Origin of the sequence: Litchfieldia stipae, assembly GCF_014837155.1 — a bacterium.
Lineage (GTDB): Bacteria > Bacillota > Bacilli > Bacillales > Bacillaceae_L > Litchfieldia.
In genome coordinates, this window is the sequence record NZ_JACYHA010000001.1 from 420,984 (window position 1) to 441,947 (window position 20,964).

A 20,964-nucleotide genomic window follows, 5' to 3' on the forward strand; every position below is an offset into this window, starting at 1 on the left:
GATAAAAAAAGAAGCTAGTTTTTTAGCTTCTTTTCATTTCTTCAATTAATTCATTTGCAGCCTCAGTTGCTGATGGAGCTAGGCTAATAGCTGATACGACAGCAACACCATCTGCACCTGCTTCGATCACTTCCTTCGCATTATCTTGAGTAATCCCTCCAATTCCTACAATCGGGATCTCAATTCCTTCTTCACGCATTTTTTTAACCATAAGTGGTCCCATGACATCTCTTGCATCTGCCTTTGTCTTTGTTTCGTACATAGGACCTACACCAAGATAATCAGCACCCTTTTCAATCGCTACTATTGCTTCTTCAATATTATGGGCTGATACACCAAGTAGCATTGAACCAATCTTCTTCTTCACAGATCCAATTGGCTCGTCCTCTTGACCAATATGAACACCATCTGCTTGAAGCTCAATTGCTAAGTCAACATCATCATTGATAATAAAAGGAACATTTTTTTCCTTACAAATTAGCTGAAGCTCCATCGCTAATTGACGTTTTTCTTCTCCTTGCAGGGCTCCATTTCCTTTTTCTCGAAACTGAAAAAGGGTTACTCCACCATCCAAAGATTCTCTTAACACCTGACGTGGATCACGAGCACAGTTAGGACTTCCCATAACAAAGTATAATGAGAGCATGTCTTTGATCTTGTTCATCACTTTGCACCTCGTTTTCGATATGCCCAATGATTTGTTGGTCCATGACCAGAGCCAATCCCTAATGTATCCTCGATTGCTGCCTGAATAAATGACTTGGCTGTTCCAACTGCCTCAACCACAGTTTTTCCTTTAGCTAGTTCAGCTGTAATCGCAGCAGCAAAGGTACAGCCTGTACCATGTGTATGCTTTGTATCTGTTCTCTTGCTTGATAACATGTGAAATTCTGTTCCATCAAAAAGCAAGTCTGTCACTTCATCACCTTCACCATGTCCACCTTTAACAACAACATTCTTTGCTCCCATTTGGTAGATAGCTTTTGCAGCATCTTTTCTTTTCTCAAGTGTATCAATAGAAAATCCTACAATCACTTCCGCCTCTGGAATGTTAGGTGTTATCACATTTGCTAATGGAATTAAGCGGCGCTTCAAAGAATCCACTGCTTGCTCTTGTAATAATGGGGCACCACCTTTAGCGACCATAACTGGGTCAACTACTAAATTTGTCCAACCAGTCGATTGGATTTCACCTGCAACTGCATCAATTAATTCACTACTAAATAACATTCCCGTCTTCAGAGCATCTGGAGTTAAATCCTCAGCAATTGATCTCATTTGTTGAACTACGGCTTCAATGGAGAGAGGGTGTACACCTTGAACTCCTAACGTATTTTGTGCCGTAATCGCTGTTATCGCGGACATTCCATATACATCTAACTCTTGAAATGTCTTTAAATCAGCTTGTATTCCTGCACCACCACCGCTATCTGAGCCGGCAATGGTTAATGCCTTTGCAACTTGCATTTGATTATTCCTCCTAATGGATCAAAGCAGATCCTTTTAAAAAAATTTAACCAATAAAACGATGATATAATGTCTTTGCTTCTGCAATATCCTTTGTGCCATGAACAAGAACACGACCATCTTTAAAAATGACTAATCGATGGTCTTTTAACGTTAATGACAGTAGATATGGATTTTTTTCAATTAATCCACCCTGTGCCTGAAGAATGGTAGCAAGCTGCTCTAAATCCCGCTCCATCTTTTGAGGTGGTCTGATTTGAACGGTATCTCTTCCACATAATACGGCTGTCTTTGTTTGATTACTCAATGATAAGAAAGGATATGTAGGTTGAGCACCACAAGAAGGACAATACTCCTTCTTTATTTTGTCCACATTAATAAATGTATGCTGATTTTTCCATAAATCAAAGGATACAAGCTTTCTTCGTAATGCTCCAAAATCTTCTACGAGGATTTTGAGTGCTTCCGTTAATTGAAAAGAGACGACCATTTGAACGGCTGGACTGATAATTCCAGCCGTATCGCATGTTAGGCCACCCATTGGAACAGTTTCTAATAAGCAATGTAAACAAGGGGTGTCCTTCGGAATAATTGTATAGCTAATCCCATAGCTACCTACACATGCTCCATAGATCCAAGGAATATTGAATTTTTGAGAGACATCATTAATAAGCATTCTTGTATCAAAATTATCAGTGGCATCCATGATTAAATCAACATCTTTAGTAAGAGATTCCAGCTCTTCGATCGATGCATCCATCACTAATGAAATGATCTCTACATCGGAATTGATTTGCTTCAAACGAATTGCAGCTGCTACTGCTTTCGGTGTTCGCTTTCTAGCATCATCCTCTGTATAGAGGTTTTGACGCTGGAGATTACTCCAGTCAACGTAATCTCGGTCAACAATCGTTACTTTTCCAATTCCAGCTCGAACTAGTCCTTCTGCACTCCCTGTACCAAGAGCTCCTGCACCAATAATGAGGACATGCTTATGACGAATCAGCTCCTGCCCTTTGTTTCCAATTGGCCCAAAGAGCTCTTGACGTGAATACCTTTCACTCAAACTGTGCTCATTCCTTCCAGTGGACTACTTGCTGTTGCATAACGTTTCTTTGGAATACGTCCTGCTTCAAACCCTAAGCGTCCTGCTTCAATCGCTAATTTCATCGCATGTGCCATTTTGACAGGATCCTGCGCTCCTGAAACAGCTGTATTTAACAGCACACCATCAGCTCCCATTTCCATGGCAATCGCAGCATCTGAAGGTGTCCCAATTCCAGCATCAACAATGACAGGAACCTTCGCCTGTTCAATAATGAAACTTAGGTTTAATGGATTAATAATCCCCTGCCCTGAACCAATCGGTGAAGCACCTGGCATAATTGCATGACAGCCTAATTCTTCTAAACGTTTAGCAAGGAGAACATCATCTGACGTATATGGTAACACAATAAATCCTTCTTTTAATAATTCCTCTGACGCCTTTAAGGTTTCTACAGGGTCAGGAAGTAATGTTTTTTGACAACCAATCACTTCAACCTTTATCATATCACAAAGTCCTGATGCCTTTGCTAATTTTGCAATTCGAACCGCCTCTTCCGCAGTTTTCGCACCAGCTGTATTTGGCAATAACGTGTATCTCTCTAAATCTAGCTTCTCAAGGAAATTAGGCTGACTTTCTTCAAAGATATTCATTCTTCTCACTGCAAACGTTAATATCTCAGCTTCTGAAACCGCCACTGCTTCCTTTTGAATATCAAAATTAGGATATTTACCGGTTCCCAATAATAATCTTGATGAAAATTCATAATGACCAATCTTTAACATATTATCCGCCTCCTACAAAATGAACGATTTCAATTCGATCTCTATCAACAAGTCTTGTTTCTTGATGCTCACTTTTTTCTAAAATGGTTTCGTTTAATTCAACAATAACAACCTTCTCGGCTAATCCGAAATGCTCTAATAAACTAGACACAGTTTCAATCTGATCTGGTAGGCTAACTGTATCACCGTTAATCACTAACTCCATGTTGTTTCCCTCTTTTCAGTGGATTCTACAAAATGACGATCAATTTTAAAAGGTGAGAGGTCTATTATTTCTTGCCTTCCTTCTATTAAATTAGCGATGATTTCACCAGTAATTGGTGCTAACAAGATGCCATTTCGATAATGACCTGTTGCAATAAAAAGGTCTTGATATTCAGGGTGTTCTCCTAAATAAGGCAAGCCATCACTAGTTTGTGGTCTTATTCCTGCCCATGACTTCTCCCATTCTGCTTCTTCCAATGAAGGGAGGATACGAATAGCTCTCTCCATTAATGTAGAAATGCCCTTAATAGAAACAGACTGTGAGAATGTATTTGGCTTCTCCGTTGCCCCAACAATGATACGTCCACCTTTTTTTGGAACAAGGTAACACCCATGAGAAAAGATGGTCTTCGTAATTAATGGTAGATGTGTCGTAACAGAGAAGCATTCCCCTTTCACTGGATAAGTTTCTATTCTTTTGGATGATTGTTCAAGCACTTTAGCACTCCATGCCCCACCCGCTAAAATCACTTGATCCGAATAAAAAGGACCTTCTGATGTAACAACTCCCTTAGTCATTCCACCTTCAATAATTAGTGAAGTAACCTCAACAAATTCCTTAATCGTTGCACCAAGCTTTGCCGCTGATTTTAAATAGCCCAGAGCCAATTCAGGAGCTGAAACATGGCCATCTTGTGGGAGGTACAATGCACCTTTTATATCTGAAGACAGCTTCGACTCTTGAATCATTAATTCATTTGGCGATATCCAAGAAATTTCTTCTCCCTCTTTATGTTGAAATTCTAGAACTCTACTATATTCCAATACCTCTTCATCAGTCATAGCAATTTTGAACATTCCCTTATTAATTAACTCAATATCAATATGACTCAATTCTTTTAATTCCTCAGCAATTCTAGGAAACATAGAACGACTTCTTCTAGCTAATTCAAAGAGTGGTCCAACTTCTTCAAATTCACCACCAGCAGCTAGCATACCTGCCGCTGCATTTGAAGCTTTGCTAACCAAGCGATCCTTTTCTACTAAAAGGACATGCTTCCCTCTTTTTGCTAGATTGTAAGCAATGGAACCACCATTTACTCCACCACCAATGACGATACAATCAAAAAAAGCACTCATCAAGCTTCAGCTCCCTCTTCAAATTGAACAACATATTCATGCATAGCCTGTAATGGATCCTTTGCTTCTAACACTCCAGACATCACGGCAATCCCACTTGCACCTGTCTCAAGAATATCTTTCACATGAAGTGGCTTAATTCCACCAATTGCAATAACAGGTATACTTGACTGATTTACTATCCTTCTTAGCTCACTTACTCCTTTAGCAAGTAGCCCTGGCTTTGAGTGAGTCTCATAGATATGCCCAAATAAGACATAATCAGCCCCGTCGAGTTGCGCTTTCGTTAATTCCGCAAGAGAATGAACAGAACAACCAATTCTTAAATGGGGAAATCTCTTTTTAACAGAAGCAGCGCTCAAACTATGGTAAGCTAACTGAACCCCGGAAACTCCTGTAACATCCGCTACATCCACTCGATCGTTCAGGATAATCTTTGATAAAGGGACGTTTGCTTCGTTGAGGAGCATCACCATGTCAAATAACTGTCTTGCAGTATAGGTCTTTTCTCTAATATGAATATATGTAACATTATGATGTATTAAACTTGCAATCTCGCAAAACTCTTCAGGTCCTTGTTTTCCAGTTGAAATAATATGAATTTCTTTCTGATTCATAACGTCCCCCTAAAGAAAATTAAAAGCGAATATCGGTAATTGAAAAGTATGGATAGATAATAGCAATATAGTAGCCAACAAACAGCATAATCACAAAATAACTAAGAAAGAGAATATCGATACGTGAAAACGCAATCGCATAATAATACGTACGCTTCTTGACTTGAGAGAATCTTTTCGCTTCCATCGCAACTGCAATTCGATGGGCTCTACGAATGCTTTGTGAAAGCAATGGAATGGAATAAGTAATAAATTTCTGAAAGAAGGCTTTGATTCCTTTTCTACTTTCTACGCCTCTAACCTTCATCGCCTGACGAATCGTCTGAAACTCTTCCATCATGATTGGGATTAATCGCATGCCTGCCATAAAGCTATAAGCATATTTCGGAGGGAGCTTAAGCTGCTGCATTAATGAATAGAACAAGAACACCGGTCTAGTTGTTAATGCAAACGTAAGACCTAATGCTGCAAAAATAATCGCACGAAAACCGATATGCATCCCTCTAAAAAAGCTTTCTTCCGTAATATGGATAAGCCCCCATTTAAACCAAGTGATCTCGCCCTTTCCAAACAATATCATGGTAGATGCCGTTGAAATAAATACGAGAAGAAAAGGCAAGCTCAAAAGCATAATTCTCTTAACTGGATGTCCTGTGAATGCAATAAAAAGAATGAACGTAACAATCGTGAAATTAATAATGAAATTAATATTGTGAATGAGAAGGACAGCCACAAATAAAAGAATCATGACGATGAGCTTCAAGCTAGGATTAATTTGATGAAGCCATGTCTCCTTAAATGAAAATTCACTTTGCAAAACCAGTTCCCCCTCTATACATGTAACATCGGTGCTGTGATTGTTTGTTTTCGAGTATTCAATTCATCGCTTATTAATTTTCCTGCTTCAATTGTCCAAAGTCGTGTCGCAAAATGGTTCATAATATACTCATCATGAGTGACCATAATAATCGTTGAACCTTTTGATCGATAATCTTCAATCAGTTCAAGCAGTGAGAATGTATTCTTTGAATCCTGCCCAAATGTTGGTTCATCTAATAGCATGATTTCTTGCTCCATCACAATGGAAGCAGCTACACTTAATCTTCTTTTTTGCCCCATAGATAATTGATATGGATGGTGATTGCGGTGTTTGCTTAGTTGGAATCGTTCCAAAAGTTCTTCCACCTTTACCTCAATTTCTGCTTCCTTCCATTTATTCAGTCTGAGCGAAAAAGCGATTTCCTCATAGACAGAATTGGTTACAAACTGAAATTCTGGATTTTGAAACACAAATGTCATTTCATCATTTAATTTCTTTACTTTTTTTATTGGAACTTGTTTGATTGCATATTCACCTGAGGTTTTAATAAATTGCATCAAGGAATGAAGCAATGTGCTTTTTCCTGCCCCATTTTCTCCTTTGACAACAATCCATTCACCAGGTGTAACCTCCAACTGGTCGACTACTATTTTCTCAAGCTTTCCTCGGTAGCCCTTAAAATCATTCAGAGATAGAATCTGCTCTGTTTGTTTCGCTGTATCCTCACTTTGAATGTGATTTTGCTTCAAATAATCTTCCCACACCCCTGGATACCAAATACCATGTTCCTTCATTTGCTCTCGGTACTCTTCTATCACCTGTTCCTTCTTCCCATCTGCAATAATCTCTCCGTCTGCATTAAACAAGATGATTCGATCTACAAAGTCAAGGACACGATCAATTTTGTGCTCGACAATTAACAATGTCTTGTCTTCTCCAATCTGCTTAATCGTTTCCCAAATATCAACTGTTCCTTGTGGATCCAGCATCGCAGTTGGTTCATCTAGAAACAATACCTCTGGATCTAAGGCAAGAACTGAGGCAATTGCTAGTCTTTGTTTCATTCCACCTGAAAGAGTCCCAATATTTGTATGAATATCCTCAAACTGAAGCCCTACTTGAGTTAGTAAATCAAGAATACGTCCTTTCATTTCAGCTCTTGGCACCTCAAGATTCTCTAACACAAAAGCAATTTCTTCATCTACAAATGGCATACAAAACTGGGTATCAGGGTCTTGAAAGACATACCCCCAAGATGCCGGAGTCATTAGCTTCTCTGCCTTCATCGGTACTTCAATCGAATTCGGAATTATTCCTGATAACACCTGTAACAATGTTGATTTCCCACAGCCAGATGGACCAAGAAGGAGAACTTTCTCCCCTTTATAAAAAGAAGAGGACAAATCCTTGAATAACAAGGATTCGCCTCCTGAAAATTTCAAACGAAGCTGTTCTACTTCAGCAATTGTATTCATCACTTTCACCTCTATTTATCTAATGCGTCATAATCCTCTTTCGATGCAGGTCGAACTAGATTTGTTACCCCAGTAGCCTCTAGCACCTTCACAAGATAATAAGGAAGTACCCCAGCAAATACAATTCCTCCTAAGAAACGCATCACGATATAGAGGGTAAGGTTCCATGCTGCTAAATCATCAATTTCACCATAAGCAAAATCCATAATAACAGAGCCAAGAGTCGCAGCAAGACCACCAAATATTATTACCGCTAAATTGTATTTCTTATATTTCACAGCCATGATGACTAATTCAAAGAATAGTCCTTGGACGACTCCGTATAGCAATACTGTCAGCCCCCATGGTGAACCCAAAAGGAATTCACCAGAAGCGGCAGCTATTTCAGCCAGTAACGCGACACCAGGTTTACGAATGATTAAGTATGCGACTGGTGCTGCAATGAACCACATCGCATAAACAAATTGATCTAAATGTAATCCAAGTGGCTTAATTGCATAATAGATGGAGCCCCAGAGAATATAAACGATACCTAGTGCAATCGCAATGACGATCGTGACTAAGATATCAGTAAGTTTTAATCCCTTTTTCATGTAAGTTAACCCCTTTTATTAAATTCGTTCCTTCGTTTGAACAACAGGCCAGCTTTCTAAGCGATAAGCCATATCCCAGAATGAATACTCATATTGACTACTGATGATGAAATGTTCCTTCATTCGTTCACGATCTTCTTCTGTCACAGTTTCTGCAATCTCATCAAGACGATTGATTTGTTCTTCGACTAATGTCTTGAACCAGTCGCCACCATAAGCTGCAATCCATTCCTGATAAATTGGTTCATCTGGTGTACATTCTTTCAAGTTTTCACCAATTTCGTAATATAACCAATAACAAGGTAGGATCGCTGCAATAATATCTCCAAGATGACCGTTATGTGCTGCACGGTACATATGAGAAGTATAAGCATAAGCTGTTGGAGCAGGCTTAAAGTTCAATTGCTCTTCTTCGGTAATATTTAGACGTTTTGAGAAATTCTCATGTAATGATAATTCAGCCTCGTACGTTCCTTGTGCATGAATCGCCATTCGATTTGTTGTTTCAAGGTCCTTTGCTTTTGCAGCCCCAATTGATTGAACCTTTGCAAAATGACTCAAATAATACGCATCCTGCATTACATAATAACGAAAACACTCTAATGGCAAGGTTCCGTTCCCAATCCCCTGAACGAATGGATGGTTAAAGCTTGCTTCCCAAATAAAATCTGCTTCTTTTCTGATCATTTCAGAAAATTTCATTGTAACTCCTCCTTATTTTATGTAGTAAGAAAATGGCCATAAAAAAACCACCTTCTTTACCAACATAAAGAAAGTGGTTGTATTAGATAATTAATAATAGACATTATCCCGCAACTCCACTTCCCTACGCTGGTGTGAACCAGATCAGGTTCTAAGGGTCTTAAAGCAACACTCTAATCTCAGCCTTCAATTAAGGCACCCCTAGTGGACAACAAACAATATTAATTTATACTACGTGTCTAATGGTATCATGTTTCATCTAATTGTCAAACTATTTTTATTTATTTTTACGTTTTTAATCTACATAGACCGCAGTACCATATGCAATGATCTCAGAAGCATTTGTCATGACACTAGAGGTTTCAAGCCTCATACAAATGATCGCATTAGCTCCTTTATTTTTTGCATCATCAACCATTCTCCCAATCGCCTGCTTTCTCGCTTGCTCCATCATATCTGTATATTCCTTGATTTCTCCTCCGACAATGGTTTTCAATCCAGCCATTAGGTCACGACCAATATTTTTTGATTGAACCGTACTTCCTCTTACAAAACCCTTTAGTTCTTGAATTTCTTTGCCTGGAACAAACTCAGTAGTCACGATAATCATTTTCCTCGTCCTCCTTCTTCTCTTTCAAACGTTCTTTAATTAATAACCAAAATAATAAAATCAGCGCAATTCCATAAATGATATAGAATATGACCGCAAGCACAACATGAACAAATAACAAAATAGCACCAATGACTTGCCCTAGAATGACAACTGCTAGAAGGAAGAGCTTTAACTTATCCCTCATCCTACATTCTCCTCCTTGCCCTGAAGTGAATCTTTTCTTCTCTATGTATTACGAATGAAGAATTGAAAAGGTCTCATTATTGTCTATGATTTTTCATAGGAAAAAACTCTCCGTAGAGAGCCTAAGCAAAACGATAATAAATTAGAATGAACGTCGCAAGGACAAACAAGAAATTCAAAAATACGAAAACCATTTGATCCACAACCGTTTTATGAATTCGAATTGGTGGTTTGTAGAATGAAACACCTTCAATAATGAAAATAACGAGCACAACATGAATCATAAAATGCCCAATAATCTCAGTTGTTCCAAATAACATTGTCGTTGAAATAAAGATTAAGGTTAACACTACCGATAAAATTCTATTTAAGATACCCACCACTAATAGGTATCCAACAATAAATTCGATAAAAGCTGCCATAACAATAAATGCAGTTGGTGAGAACCCAAAAGTTGGAACGCCATGATTTTGAATAATATCAGCTGACATTGCTGGATATACCCATTTTTCTACAGCAACCCAACATAAGGACAATCCGGTTCCTAAATAAAGAAATGGAAATCCCCAATTCTCTAATCTTGTCTTCCCAATTAATAACACAAAAATTATCGCTAAATAAAAACCATAATCAAGCATATGGAATAATCCTACTTTACTTAATACATAGAAGAATAGAATCGCTAAAATACCCGATCCAAGCTTTGTCGCATAATGATTTGGGACACATAATAATATGATGGCAATCCAAATCGCAATCGTTTCCCATAATCCATCAAGGACAAATTCTGGAGCAAATATAGTGCCCGAAAACACTTGAATTATCAAGGCCAACGCTGTGCCATATTTTAATATATGTCTTGAATAATGACGGTACTCGTCCAATTTCAGATCAATCTTACTGGCAAATGGAATCTTCATTAATTTTGGTAATAGCTGTGGCAAAACTGAGAGAACTAATGCTGCTAATAGTGCTAATGACATAAATAATGGTGAAAGAATATTTTCGATTGATTCCTTTTGTGGTGGAACATCGGTAAACCATTTCACATGGGCATTGGTTAATACTGGTGAAAACATGATGCCAATCATAATTACATACAACCATATATTCTTTTTCATAGCTGCCTCCTACAATATCTTCCCGTATTACTTATATTCCTTCCTACCCACAATTCCTATTCAAATTTGTGAAAGTAAATGTAAGCTCTAGTTTTAATTATGTAGTTTTTAGGAACACTTTATTAACACTTTGTGAAGTTAGACACATACTTTGGGAATATTGCTACAATTTAGCTAACAAAACTATTCATAGATGAGGTGGACTTTTTGCTTCAAACACAAATGAAAGCCCCACTTGCTAGAGCTGAAACAGCAAAACAACAACTAAAGCCTTCAATTATCTTTTGGGAGCTAACGGAAGCATGTAACCTGAAGTGTATCCATTGTCGAGCAAGTGCAAAGCCAGAACGGTCTTTTGATGAATTATCAACGATGCAAGCATTTGATGTGATTGACAGTATTTCCACTTTTGCTAAGCCACTTCTGATCTTGACTGGTGGAGAACCGTTATATCGACCAGACTTCTTTGAGATTGCTCATTATGCTGTAAGCAAAGGTCTCAGAGTTGCAATGGCCTCCAATGGCACACTGATTAACAGAGAAATAGCAGAAAAGATTAAGAAGGTAGGAATTAAACGAGTGGCGATCAGTCTAGATGGTCCTACTGCTGAGGTGCATGATCAATTTCGGGGGTTAACAGGAAGCTTTAACTCGTCTTTACAGGGAGCCACACATCTTCGAAACTTAGGTGTAGAGGTTCAATTTAATACAACCGTAACAAAGCATAATGTCGACTTTTTACAAGAAATGATGGACCTTGCTTATCTTCAAAAAATAAAAGCGCTTCATTTATTTATGCTTGTTCCTGTTGGCTGTGGGATTCAAATTACTGAAAGTAACATGCTCGATGCAGAACGTTATGAGGAAGTATTAGAATGGTTCTATGAGCATTCAAAGCATGCACCATTTGAATTCCGAGCAACCTGTGCACCCCATTACTATCGAATTATCAGACAAAAAGCAAAACAAGTTGGTGAACGAATCGTCTCAAAGCCTCACGGTATGAATGCAATGACAAAAGGGTGTTTAGCAGGTACAGGTGTTTGTTTTATTTCTCATAAGGGGCAAGTCCAACCATGTGGCTATTTACCACTGAAGGCTGGAAATGTATTTGAGAATTCCTTTTCATCCATTTGGAATGATTCTCTGCTTTTTCAGGAGTTAAGAGATACCTCAAAGCTCCATGGAAAATGTGGTGCTTGTGAATTTGTAAATGTATGCTCAGGCTGTAGGGCTAGAGCCTATTATGAGCATCACCATTATATGGCCGAAGAACCATACTGTGTCTATCAGCCTTCAAACATATGAAGAGGCAGCTCCAACAATGTATTACATCATTGTTGGACTGCCTCTTTTCATCCTCTATTCCTGTGAATCAACTTTTTTCGTACTAGAAATTTCTCTTGTTAAATCTTCGATACTATTTTTTACATTGGCTTTTCCAGAAAGGTTTTCAATGATTTCCTTCACATCAATACCTGAAGATGCTTTTAATGATTCTTGAAGTGTTGACATCAGATTTGTTGCATAACCTGTTACTTTGTTAGCCCCACCGTTCTCACCACTGCTACCAGTATCAACAACCGTAATCTTATCAATATTAGAAAGCGGACTTGCCACTTGCTTCGCATACTCAGGAAGCATTTTGATGATCATGTCTAGAATTGCCGCTTGACCAAATTGTTCGAATGCTTCTGCAATCTTTTGCTTCGCTTCTGCTTCTGCAAGACCCTTTAAGCGAATAATATCTGCTTCTGTTTCCCCTTTTGCTCTTTCTGCTTCCGCTTTTGCTAGACCATCGATTCGAACTTTTTCAGCTTCTGCCTTTGCCATTGCTTCGATACGATATTTGTTTGCATCAGCTTCTGCAAATTGTTTTGCCTTCTCCGCTGCTGCTGCTTGCTCAACTGCATAACGGTCAGCATCGGCTTTCTTTTTGACCTCTGAATCGTACTGTCTTTCACGACGCATGATTTCTTTTTCTTCTAACTCAATTTGTTTCTGTCTTTCAATGATTTGAATTTGCATTTGTTGCTCTGTTACTTCTTGACGAGATCTTGCTTCTTCAAGATGATATGCTTGGTCAGCACGAGCTTTTGCCACATCTTGCTCTCTTCTGTATTCTGCAACCTTTAATTGGTTTGTTTTTTCAGCTTCAGCTACTTCAGTTGCACGTTCTAATTCTGACTTTTTCGCTTCTTTATCAGCTTCTGCACGCTTAATTCTTGTCTCTTTGTCTGCTTCAGCTGTCGCAATGTCAGCATCTCTCTTAACTTGCGCAATACGTGGCTTTCCTAGTGATTCAAGATAGCCATTTTTGTCACGGACATCCTTAATTGTAAATGAAACAATGATTAATCCCATTTTCGCTAAGTCTTGAGAAGCAACACGTTGAACCTCTTGAGAGAACTTTTCACGATTCTTATAGATTTCCTCTACAGTCATCGAACCTAAGATTGAACGAAGATGACCTTCAAGTACTTCTCTCGCTTCATTTTCACGATCTTCCTTTGACTTTCCTAGGAATTGTTCTGCTGCTGTTGCAATTTGATTAATTGAACCACCAATTTTAATAATGGCAGTCCCATCAGCCATAACTGGAACACCTTGCTCCGTATATACCTCTGGAGTGGATACATCTAATTTACTAGATAATAGACTAAGAGGCTCTGCTTGCTGGAAGACTGGAAGGACAAATGTACCTCCACCTCTTACAATCTTAATTCGATTTCCAGCTTCATCAATATGAACATTCTTTCCACCTAAATAACTACCTGTTACGATTAATGCTTCATCTGGCCCAGCTGTACGATATTTCGTAACGAAAACTGCAATTAGAGCTAATACTAAAAACACTGCAATACCAATAATTATTGTAACTGACGGCATTTCCATTCCTCCTCTGTTTTATGTGAAATCTAGGTCTTGTTGTGGTAAAACATATAAGACACTATCCTGCACATCGATCACCAATACTTTTGTATCATAGGGAATCGCCTTTTCTTCAAAACTCTTTGCTGACATCCCTATATTTCCACCATTTCCTTCAATAATCACTTCTCCGAAGCCATCCTCTGGAATCGAAACAATGACTCTTCCAATTCTCCCCTTCAAATCTTCGTCCCGATAGGCTAATGATTCCTCTGCTGATGAAAGAGGGATAAGGACAAAGACATTCAACAATGTCACCAGTAAAAGCGATACAATGACTGAAATAATTAAAATAATACCACTGTGTATAGAAGTTAGTTTCTCAAAAATATAGCCTGTTGCACTTGTAAAAGTAATAAACGATAAAACCAATGTTGGGCTAATGAACCCATCTGGCAAAATCTCAAACAATCCTTCTAACAAATCTCCAAATAAAATATAAAGGAATGTAAGAACTCCACCAATCACTAATGCGAATAAATAAATGGTTTGTATTGAATAACCGAAAATTTCCATGTTATCGTTCCTTTTTTTGAATTAGTCTTATACTACTATAAGTAATACTCCCCTCCTCCTCTTTTAGCTATATTCATGGATCATTTCCATCTTCATTCCACTTTCAATGGTAAACCTTTGTTCTAGATGGAACAACCTAATTTAGGAAATTTTTCTTACTATTATTTACGAGGGTGGAGTCAAAAGGTTTCAATAATTTCTTTGAATATTTCCAATTAATGATTTCTTCCTTTGTTATTTTCTTTTCCTTTTCCTCTTCCTCTGTTTTTCTCTTTATCTTTTTCTTTTTTATGATGCTGATTGCTGATCTCGGTATGACGAGCTGGTTCCTTCCTCTCCTGATTTACTGTTTTATTAACTGGTTGCTGCTTATATGAAGAAGACAGTGAAAACGAAGTTGGTGGCAAATCAATTAATGCTTGATCCATCATTGCTTTAAAAATAACAGTCGCAGTCGTACTGCTAGTTGTCGTTAGATAATGATGTTCATCGGTTTTGTCATATCCTAACCATAACGCTCCTACGACATCTGGCGTATAGCCAACAAACCATTGATCCTTTGACCCATTCACTCCTTCTATTGGTACCTGAGTCGATCCTGTTTTCCCTGCTAATTCATGATTTGCTAACTTGGCATTTCGTCCCGTGCCTTGTTCAACCACTTGTCTTAACATATAGGTCATTTTCTCTGCGACATCTGCAGTTGTAACCTCTATTTGTTCTTCTTCCCACTCTGCAACGACTTCTCCCTCTACATCTACTATTCTAGTAATCGCATGTGCTTCAGACCTTACTCCTTCATTTGCAAAAGCAGCATACGCCTCTGCCATATCAATTGGTGCTAGCCCTTTGTCTAGGCCACCTAATGCAACAGAAAGATTCCGATCTCTTTCTGTCAATTCAATGCCAAAACGCCTAATACTATCCATGCCCATATTTAATCCAATTTCATTTAATAACCAAACGGCTGGAACATTATCTGAGCTTTTAAGTGCATCAATCATGGTGACACTTCCCTTGTAGCCACCGTTATAATTTAAAGGCTGATAATCACCAAATTTTACTGGTTGATCAGGTAGAATGTCATACATGTTGTAACCAGACTCAAGAGCTGGCGTATATACAGCTAATGGCTTCATTGTAGAGCCTGGTTGGCGCTTAAGGTGAGTTGCTCGATTAAATCCACGAAATACCCTTTCACCTCTTCCACCAACAAGAGCATGGATCCCACCATCCTTCGCGTTAAGAAGAATCGTTCCACTTTCAATAAGCTGATCCTCAGCACTCTCAGGGAAGATAGAATCATCTTTGAATACTTCTTCAACAGCTGTTTGCATTGTTTGATCTAGTTCTGTATAGATATGAAGACCACCTGCAAGGATTTCATTCTGTGTTAAGCCATATTTTTCAATGGCTTCATCGATAATATGGTCAACATAGTATGGATATTTCCCTTCATATGGGTCTACCTTTTTTTCATGTAAAGCGATTTCAGAGGTAATCGCCTCATCGTATTCCTTATTAGTGAGCACTTCATTTCGTTTCATAGCACTTAATACCACATTACGTCTCTCTATAGATTGATCGTAATTTTTCACTGGAGATAATCGAGACGGAGCTTTTAGAAGCCCCGCTAGAGTTGCCGATTCACTGATAGTAAGCTCATCTACCTCTTTTCCGAAATAGGTTGCCGCTGCATTGCGAATCCCCCAAGCTCCCTCTCCGAAATAGACCGTATTCAGATACATTTCAATTATTTCATCCTTTGAAAAGGTTCGTTCGATTTTTTGCGCAATAAAGAACTCTTCAAGCTTACGTTCAAAGCTTTGTTCATGTGTTAAGAAGACATTTTTGGTTAATTGCTGAGTAATCGTACTCCCACCCTCGACCACTGCACGAGCCTTTAGATTTTTCACTACTGCTCGTGTTATTCCTATATAATCCACACCAGGATGTTTATAAAAACGATGATCCTCAATGGAAATTACTGCATCAATTAAATGCTGTGGCATCTCGTCTAATCCGATCCCATTTATTTTCGATGAGGAGATCTTACTCGCTACTTCCCCATCCTTATCATAAATAATCGTTGGTTGTGGATAGACGTTTGATAACCCACTAATATCTATTGAATTAATATAATGATTGATTGCAAAAATGATAATTAAGACACAGATTAATCCAACTAGCAATAATACCTTTACGATTCCAACCTCTTTTAGAAGATTGACTTTCTTTGTTTGACTCATATTAATCCTCCCGCTATCCTAAATCCTATAAACATACCTATATGTATACGTGGAAAATTAAAATTTATGGGGAGTTTGAGCAAATTTCACAAAATAACGGTTGTTTATCTAACTATTCACAATACTTATTTAGCGAAATATTGTAAATGTAAAAACGCCAACACATTTAGGTTGACGTTTTTGTTGAGCATTATAAACATATTAGATTTTATTGAATTTCTTCTAGTGCTTTTTTCATTTGTTCTTCATTATTTTTTACAGATTCACTGTCTACAGCATCCACTCCACGATAGGTATATTTAGTATTTTGCACGAAGTCAAATGCAAATGAATCCAATGGATATTGCCCCGAATCATCATAATATTTTTCGACTACTCCAGCTTTAAATAAGTTCGTTAACATATACTCATGATTTGTAATGTCGCTTAGGTAGTTCCCGTTTTGAAATTCACTTATCAGATACTTTTCAAAGTCTTCGATATCTTCATCCTTCGGTTCAAAATTTTTAACCAACTTTAGCATGACTTCGTCATGTTTTTCTGTTTCTGATTTATCAGAGGAAGCAATCTGTTTTATTTGTTCTTCCCAATCTGATATCTGATTTTCTTCCTTACTTCCGTCCTCTTGCGTATTATTTTCCTCTATAGGTCCTTCCTCGTCTCCACTACATGCTGTAAGAAGGAAATATGTTGCAAGTATATTCAAAAGCATCCTTTTCTTCATAATAATCAACCCCATTTTTATGATTTTACTATCATTATCAAATCAACCTTTCTTATTTTTTCCAAATACAAAGTACTTTAACCTAAAAATCAAGGGTTGAACTTTTTCTAATCTAATTTATACTGGTTCTTGATTTGCGATCCCCTAGAAAATATTATCCTCAAAGTGAATACAGTGCCTGCTGTAAAATTGAAAATTCACTTTCTTGTAAGACATTTTCTTGTGATGGAACTTTTCCACACTCTTTCCTAGTAATTATTAACCACTTCTATTCTATATTTAACTCAAATTTCATTAAAAGTTCCTTTAGGAAATATAAAACATACTTTCTCCCCTTCCATGAGTTATATCTTCTTTACACTTGTAGCAAAAAGTGCAAATAAAAAACACCAATTCCTATCAAATTGATGTTTCTTTCCCCTATTGAGATTTTTAAACATTTTCAATAAATAATGGTAGTCTAAAACTGACATACACCTCAAACATCAAAGGCACTAATTCTCAAGAAATACTTTCTTCTTCAAATTTTCTTTATTAATAATGGAATACTCCATATCCAAATCTACTACTGTACTTCAACATTCGGGATCATTCAGTGCTATACTATTTAAATTATTATTTCAGCTATTTTTACTGATATTAATTAAATATGTTCGTCTTATAAATGTAATTATTTCGTTTCCAGAAAATCTTTTATTCTTTCTACAAATCCTTTACGATCATAGCCTCGGTATTGGTTAGATGCAAGTCGAACTGGGTCGCCAAAGAAAAAGCGTTCATACAATGTTTGTCTCCCTGCAAAGGCACTTGTACTTAAATCCCAAGCAAGTCGAAATAATTTCACACGATCCTCAGAGTTAGAGGCTGCTGCCTGCAAATAGGCATCCAACTCCGGTCTAATCACAGATTCAAAATCTTTCTCAGTGGGAATCGTGATTATCCCGCTTGCTCCTAGAAGCTGAAGGATTTCAACATACCTTGGATACAATGTAGGGAATAGAGTTGCAGATGCATACAGTGGTTGAAGAGCTGGTGCCATTGTCCCCCATTTATCCTGTTTTGCCTGTAATTCTGCCGAAAACAAAAGACCTTTCAATGACTCGTATCCAGTAATCATTTCACTAATTTTGTCCTGTACATGCTGATATTCACTAATATTGATCGTATCAATAATGGCTTGTGCAACGCCTATTAATGTTTCTACTTTCGTGATTCGTCTTGTGAGGATTTGATGTAAGATAAGTGGATAGAAGCTTGTTCCTGCGTACAATAATTTAGCACAATCTGGATTATCATAGAAAAACACGCGCTCCCAAGGTACCAGAACATGATCAAATACAATCACGGTATCCATTTCTTCAAATCTAGACCCAAGCGGATGATCAAAATGAGATGATTGATATGAAAACGACTCTCTACAAATAAATGTCAATCCCTTTGTATTACTTGGAATCGAGAACGCGAATGCAAATTCGTTAGTTAAGTCTCCTCCAGATGGAAAAACAATTAACTCATCCGTCATTCCACCTTGTGTCGCTAGCAATCTAGCACCATGGACGATAATCCCTTCTTCATTTTGGTCAATTACCTGAGCTGAGATAATTTCTTCATTTAATTCCTCTAAATAGAACTGCGCTCTATTCACCTGTGGATGAATAAATGTGTGTGTAAAGGAATAATCATTCTCCCGTGCTTCTTCATAAAATCGGACTAAATTCTCTTTGGAAGCACCTTGTAATTTATCAAACACATTTGCACCTGCTGCTAAAGCCGTAAGGGCTGTGTTCATATAATCAGGAGAACGGCCCATCATCCCTAAACTAGATGTTGCCCATTCCTGTATCATGTTCCGTCTTTTTTCAAGATCACTTTTTAAAGTCGGAATTAGAAATGATGTTCCTATTCTTGAATTTGTCCGAGGTGAAATGAATGTCATATACTCTGATTTTTCCTTATCAAGTTGAATATCATATAAACTAGCCTGACTTTCCATTACCCCTTTAAATGCTGGATGTTCAGATATGTTTCCCTTTACTTGGCTACCATGAATCCATACATTAGACTTTAATTGATTAATTCTCTCAATATATTCCTTGCCAGAAATAGCAGGCATGAAGTACACCTCATCTCAACTAACTTATAAGCCAACTTATGCGAGTATAAAAACAAAGGTGTCTTGACGATAACAAGATAGATAATTTGACATGCGAAGAGTCCTAGATTGCGACAAATAATTTGGATATTTCCAAGGAAATGACATGATACTACGATAATATTAAAAAAAGCCCAGAGGATATCAATAGATACCCACTGGGCTTACTCCTATTTCACAGAACTTTACTTAAGAAGGTTTGTGTTCGTTCATGTTGAGGATGATCAAACAATTGGCTTGGAACATTCTCTTCAACAATATAGCCACCGTCCATGAAAATCACTCGATCGCCAACCTCGCGCGCAAAACCCATCTCATGTGTGACAACAACCATTGTCATTCCTTCTTTTGCTAACTGCTTCATCACTTCGAGTACTTCTCCAACCATTTCCGGATCTAGAGCAGATGTAGGTTCATCAAACAACATGATTTTCGGTTCCATTGCCAAAGCTCTAGCAATCGCTACACGTTGCTTTTGTCCACCAGATAATGAATCGGGATAAGCATCGGCCTTTTCCTCTAATCCGACTTTTTGTAACAGTTCTAACCCTTTTTTCCGTGCTTGCTCCTTGTCTTGTTTTTTAACAATCAATGGAGACAGCATAATATTTTGAATCACTGTTTTATGTGGGAATAAATTAAATTGCTGAAACACCATCCCTACATCCGTTCTAATCTGATTAATATCAGTTTGCTTATCAGTTATATCAACACCTTCAATTTCCACCTGACCATCTGTAATCGTCTCAAGTAAATTAATACAGCGAAGAAAAGTAGATTTACCAGATCCCGAAGGACCAATAACCACTACTACCTCTTGTGGCTTAATCTCAACATTGATATCCTTTAAAACCTCATTTGAACCAAACGATTTCTTCAAATTCTTTATTTTTATCATTCAGTAGCTAACCTTCTTTCAATCCGATTTAAGACAAGGCTCAATGTAAACGTTAGAATCAAATAGATAAATGCCGCGGTTAAATAAGGCTCCCATGCTTTAAAATACGCTCCTTGCATCGCTCTTGCCCAATACATAATCTCAGGAGCTGCAATAAATGCAATTAAGGAGGAATCTTTAATTAGAATAACAAATTCGTTCCCTAATGGAGGAATCATTCGCTTAAATGCTTGGGGTAAGATGATATACCTCATCGCTTGAACATGATTCATCCCTAGTGACCTAGCGGCTTCCATTTGCCCGCGATCAATTGATTGTATTCCAGCTCGAAATATTTCAGCGATATACGCTGCTGCATTTAAGGATAATGCTAGAATACCAGCAAAAATCGGATTCGTTTTTCCAATAAGAAATGGAACAAGACCAAAATGAATTAAAAAGATTTGCACCAATAGGGGTGTCCCTCTGAAAAAAGTAATATAGCATTGAAAAGGAAATGCTATTAGCCGATTCCGAGAAATTTTCCCTAATCCGATGAATAACCCAAGAATAGTCCCGAAGAAGATTCCGGCTAAAGAAAGTCCAACAGTTAAGATTGTTCCCTCGAGAAAATATGGTGCATACTCCCATATCAAATCAAATCGAAAATTCATAAAACCTCTCCTAAGCCCAAAAATTGCGTAACTCATTTAAGGTTACGCAATTAATGTTAATTTATCATTATACGTA

22 protein-coding genes and 1 riboswitch are annotated in these 20,964 nt (G+C 37.7%); of the genes, 1 reads left to right on the forward strand and 21 read right to left on the reverse strand.

Translation table 11 applies throughout. The features are described from left to right. Positions 1-22: 22 nt before the first annotated feature. The 14 genes from thiE to F7888_RS02090 form a co-directional block, all read right to left on the reverse strand. A complete protein-coding gene (gene thiE, locus F7888_RS02025; protein ID WP_191776709.1) occupies positions 23-664 on the reverse strand; it encodes a thiamine phosphate synthase in 642 nt (213 codons plus the stop codon). Then, complete coding sequence (thiD, locus tag F7888_RS02030; protein WP_191776710.1) at positions 664-1,467, reverse strand: bifunctional hydroxymethylpyrimidine kinase/phosphomethylpyrimidine kinase; 804 nt, start codon at positions 1,465-1,467, stop codon at positions 664-666. Before thiD ends, thiE begins: the two co-directional genes overlap by 1 nt. Before the next feature lie 46 nt (positions 1,468-1,513). Then, on the reverse strand, positions 1,514-2,533 hold the full coding sequence (locus F7888_RS02035) for a thiazole biosynthesis adenylyltransferase ThiF (protein ID WP_191776711.1): 1,020 nt from the start codon (positions 2,531-2,533) through the stop codon (positions 1,514-1,516). Continuing rightward, positions 2,530-3,297 (reverse strand): thiazole synthase, encoded by a 768-nt coding sequence (locus tag F7888_RS02040; RefSeq protein WP_191776713.1) that lies wholly within the window; start codon positions 3,295-3,297, stop codon positions 2,530-2,532. The genes F7888_RS02035 and F7888_RS02040 overlap by 4 nt, the downstream gene beginning before the upstream one ends. Position 3,298: 1 nt before the next feature. Continuing rightward, positions 3,299-3,502 carry a sulfur carrier protein ThiS gene (gene thiS / locus F7888_RS02045; protein WP_191776714.1) on the reverse strand — a complete coding sequence of 68 codons (204 nt, stop codon included), beginning with the start codon at positions 3,500-3,502 and terminating at the stop codon, positions 3,299-3,301. Then, on the reverse strand, positions 3,493-4,641 hold the full coding sequence (gene thiO / locus F7888_RS02050; protein WP_191776716.1) for a glycine oxidase ThiO: 1,149 nt from the start codon (positions 4,639-4,641) through the stop codon (positions 3,493-3,495). The genes thiS and thiO overlap by 10 nt, the downstream gene beginning before the upstream one ends. Further along, complete coding sequence (gene tenI, locus F7888_RS02055; protein WP_191776718.1) at positions 4,641-5,258, reverse strand: thiazole tautomerase TenI; 618 nt, start codon at positions 5,256-5,258, stop codon at positions 4,641-4,643. Before tenI ends, thiO begins: the two co-directional genes overlap by 1 nt. A 19-nt stretch (positions 5,259-5,277) precedes the next feature. After that, entirely contained in the window at positions 5,278-6,075 is a 798-nt protein-coding gene (locus F7888_RS02060) for an energy-coupling factor transporter transmembrane component T family protein (protein WP_191776720.1), read from the reverse strand. A gap of 14 nt (positions 6,076-6,089) precedes the next feature. Then, on the reverse strand, positions 6,090-7,553 hold the full coding sequence (locus tag F7888_RS02065; protein WP_191776722.1) for an ABC transporter ATP-binding protein: 1,464 nt from the start codon (positions 7,551-7,553) through the stop codon (positions 6,090-6,092). Between the two features lie 11 nt (positions 7,554-7,564). Beyond that, a complete protein-coding gene (locus F7888_RS02070) occupies positions 7,565-8,146 on the reverse strand; it encodes an ECF transporter S component (protein WP_191776724.1) in 582 nt (193 codons plus the stop codon). An 18-nt stretch (positions 8,147-8,164) separates the two neighbouring features. After that, on the reverse strand, positions 8,165-8,848 hold the full coding sequence (gene tenA, locus F7888_RS02075) for a thiaminase II (RefSeq protein ID WP_191776726.1): 684 nt from the start codon (positions 8,846-8,848) through the stop codon (positions 8,165-8,167). 104 nt (positions 8,849-8,952) lie between these two features. Beyond that, positions 8,953-9,061, reverse strand: a riboswitch (TPP riboswitch). Between the two features lie 82 nt (positions 9,062-9,143). After that, positions 9,144-9,458 carry a YbjQ family protein gene (locus F7888_RS02080; RefSeq protein ID WP_191776728.1) on the reverse strand — a complete coding sequence of 105 codons (315 nt, stop codon included), beginning with the start codon at positions 9,456-9,458 and terminating at the stop codon, positions 9,144-9,146. Further along, the gene (locus tag F7888_RS02085) at positions 9,439-9,645 is read right to left on the reverse strand and encodes a hypothetical protein (RefSeq protein ID WP_191776730.1); all 207 of its coding nucleotides are present in this window, start codon (positions 9,643-9,645) and stop codon (positions 9,439-9,441) included. Before F7888_RS02085 ends, F7888_RS02080 begins: the two co-directional genes overlap by 20 nt. 121 nt (positions 9,646-9,766) lie before the next feature. Beyond that, positions 9,767-10,765: a DoxX family membrane protein gene (locus F7888_RS02090; protein ID WP_191776732.1), complete on the reverse strand. Its 999-nt coding sequence runs from the start codon at positions 10,763-10,765 to the stop codon at positions 9,767-9,769. Positions 10,766-10,972: 207 nt separating this feature from the next. On the opposite strand from F7888_RS02090, the gene F7888_RS02095 reads away from it, so the two are divergent. After that, positions 10,973-12,073, forward strand: a complete 1,101-nt coding sequence (locus F7888_RS02095) for a radical SAM/SPASM domain-containing protein (protein WP_225228541.1) — start codon at positions 10,973-10,975, stop codon at positions 12,071-12,073. 54 nt (positions 12,074-12,127) lie between these two features. Here F7888_RS02095 and F7888_RS02100 read toward each other — a convergent pair whose 3' ends face one another. From F7888_RS02100 to F7888_RS02130, 7 genes are all read right to left on the reverse strand, one after another. Then, entirely contained in the window at positions 12,128-13,660 is a 1,533-nt protein-coding gene (locus F7888_RS02100; protein ID WP_191776735.1) for a flotillin family protein, read from the reverse strand. A 12-nt stretch (positions 13,661-13,672) separates the two neighbouring features. Continuing rightward, complete coding sequence (locus F7888_RS02105) at positions 13,673-14,212, reverse strand: NfeD family protein (protein WP_191776737.1); 540 nt, start codon at positions 14,210-14,212, stop codon at positions 13,673-13,675. A 215-nt stretch (positions 14,213-14,427) separates the two neighbouring features. Continuing rightward, positions 14,428-16,461: a transglycosylase domain-containing protein gene (locus tag F7888_RS02110; RefSeq protein ID WP_191776738.1), complete on the reverse strand. Its 2,034-nt coding sequence runs from the start codon at positions 16,459-16,461 to the stop codon at positions 14,428-14,430. 208 nt (positions 16,462-16,669) lie between these two features. Next, positions 16,670-17,185, reverse strand: a complete 516-nt coding sequence (locus F7888_RS02115; RefSeq protein ID WP_191776740.1) for a hypothetical protein — start codon at positions 17,183-17,185, stop codon at positions 16,670-16,672. Between the two features lie 670 nt (positions 17,186-17,855). After that, complete coding sequence (gene hpaB / locus F7888_RS02120) at positions 17,856-19,298, reverse strand: 4-hydroxyphenylacetate 3-monooxygenase, oxygenase component (RefSeq protein WP_191776742.1); 1,443 nt, start codon at positions 19,296-19,298, stop codon at positions 17,856-17,858. 214 nt (positions 19,299-19,512) lie between these two features. After that, positions 19,513-20,235 carry an amino acid ABC transporter ATP-binding protein gene (locus tag F7888_RS02125; protein WP_191776744.1) on the reverse strand — a complete coding sequence of 241 codons (723 nt, stop codon included), beginning with the start codon at positions 20,233-20,235 and terminating at the stop codon, positions 19,513-19,515. Then, positions 20,232-20,888, reverse strand: a complete 657-nt coding sequence (locus tag F7888_RS02130; protein WP_191776746.1) for an amino acid ABC transporter permease — start codon at positions 20,886-20,888, stop codon at positions 20,232-20,234. Before F7888_RS02130 ends, F7888_RS02125 begins: the two co-directional genes overlap by 4 nt. Positions 20,889-20,964: the final 76 nt, after the last annotated feature.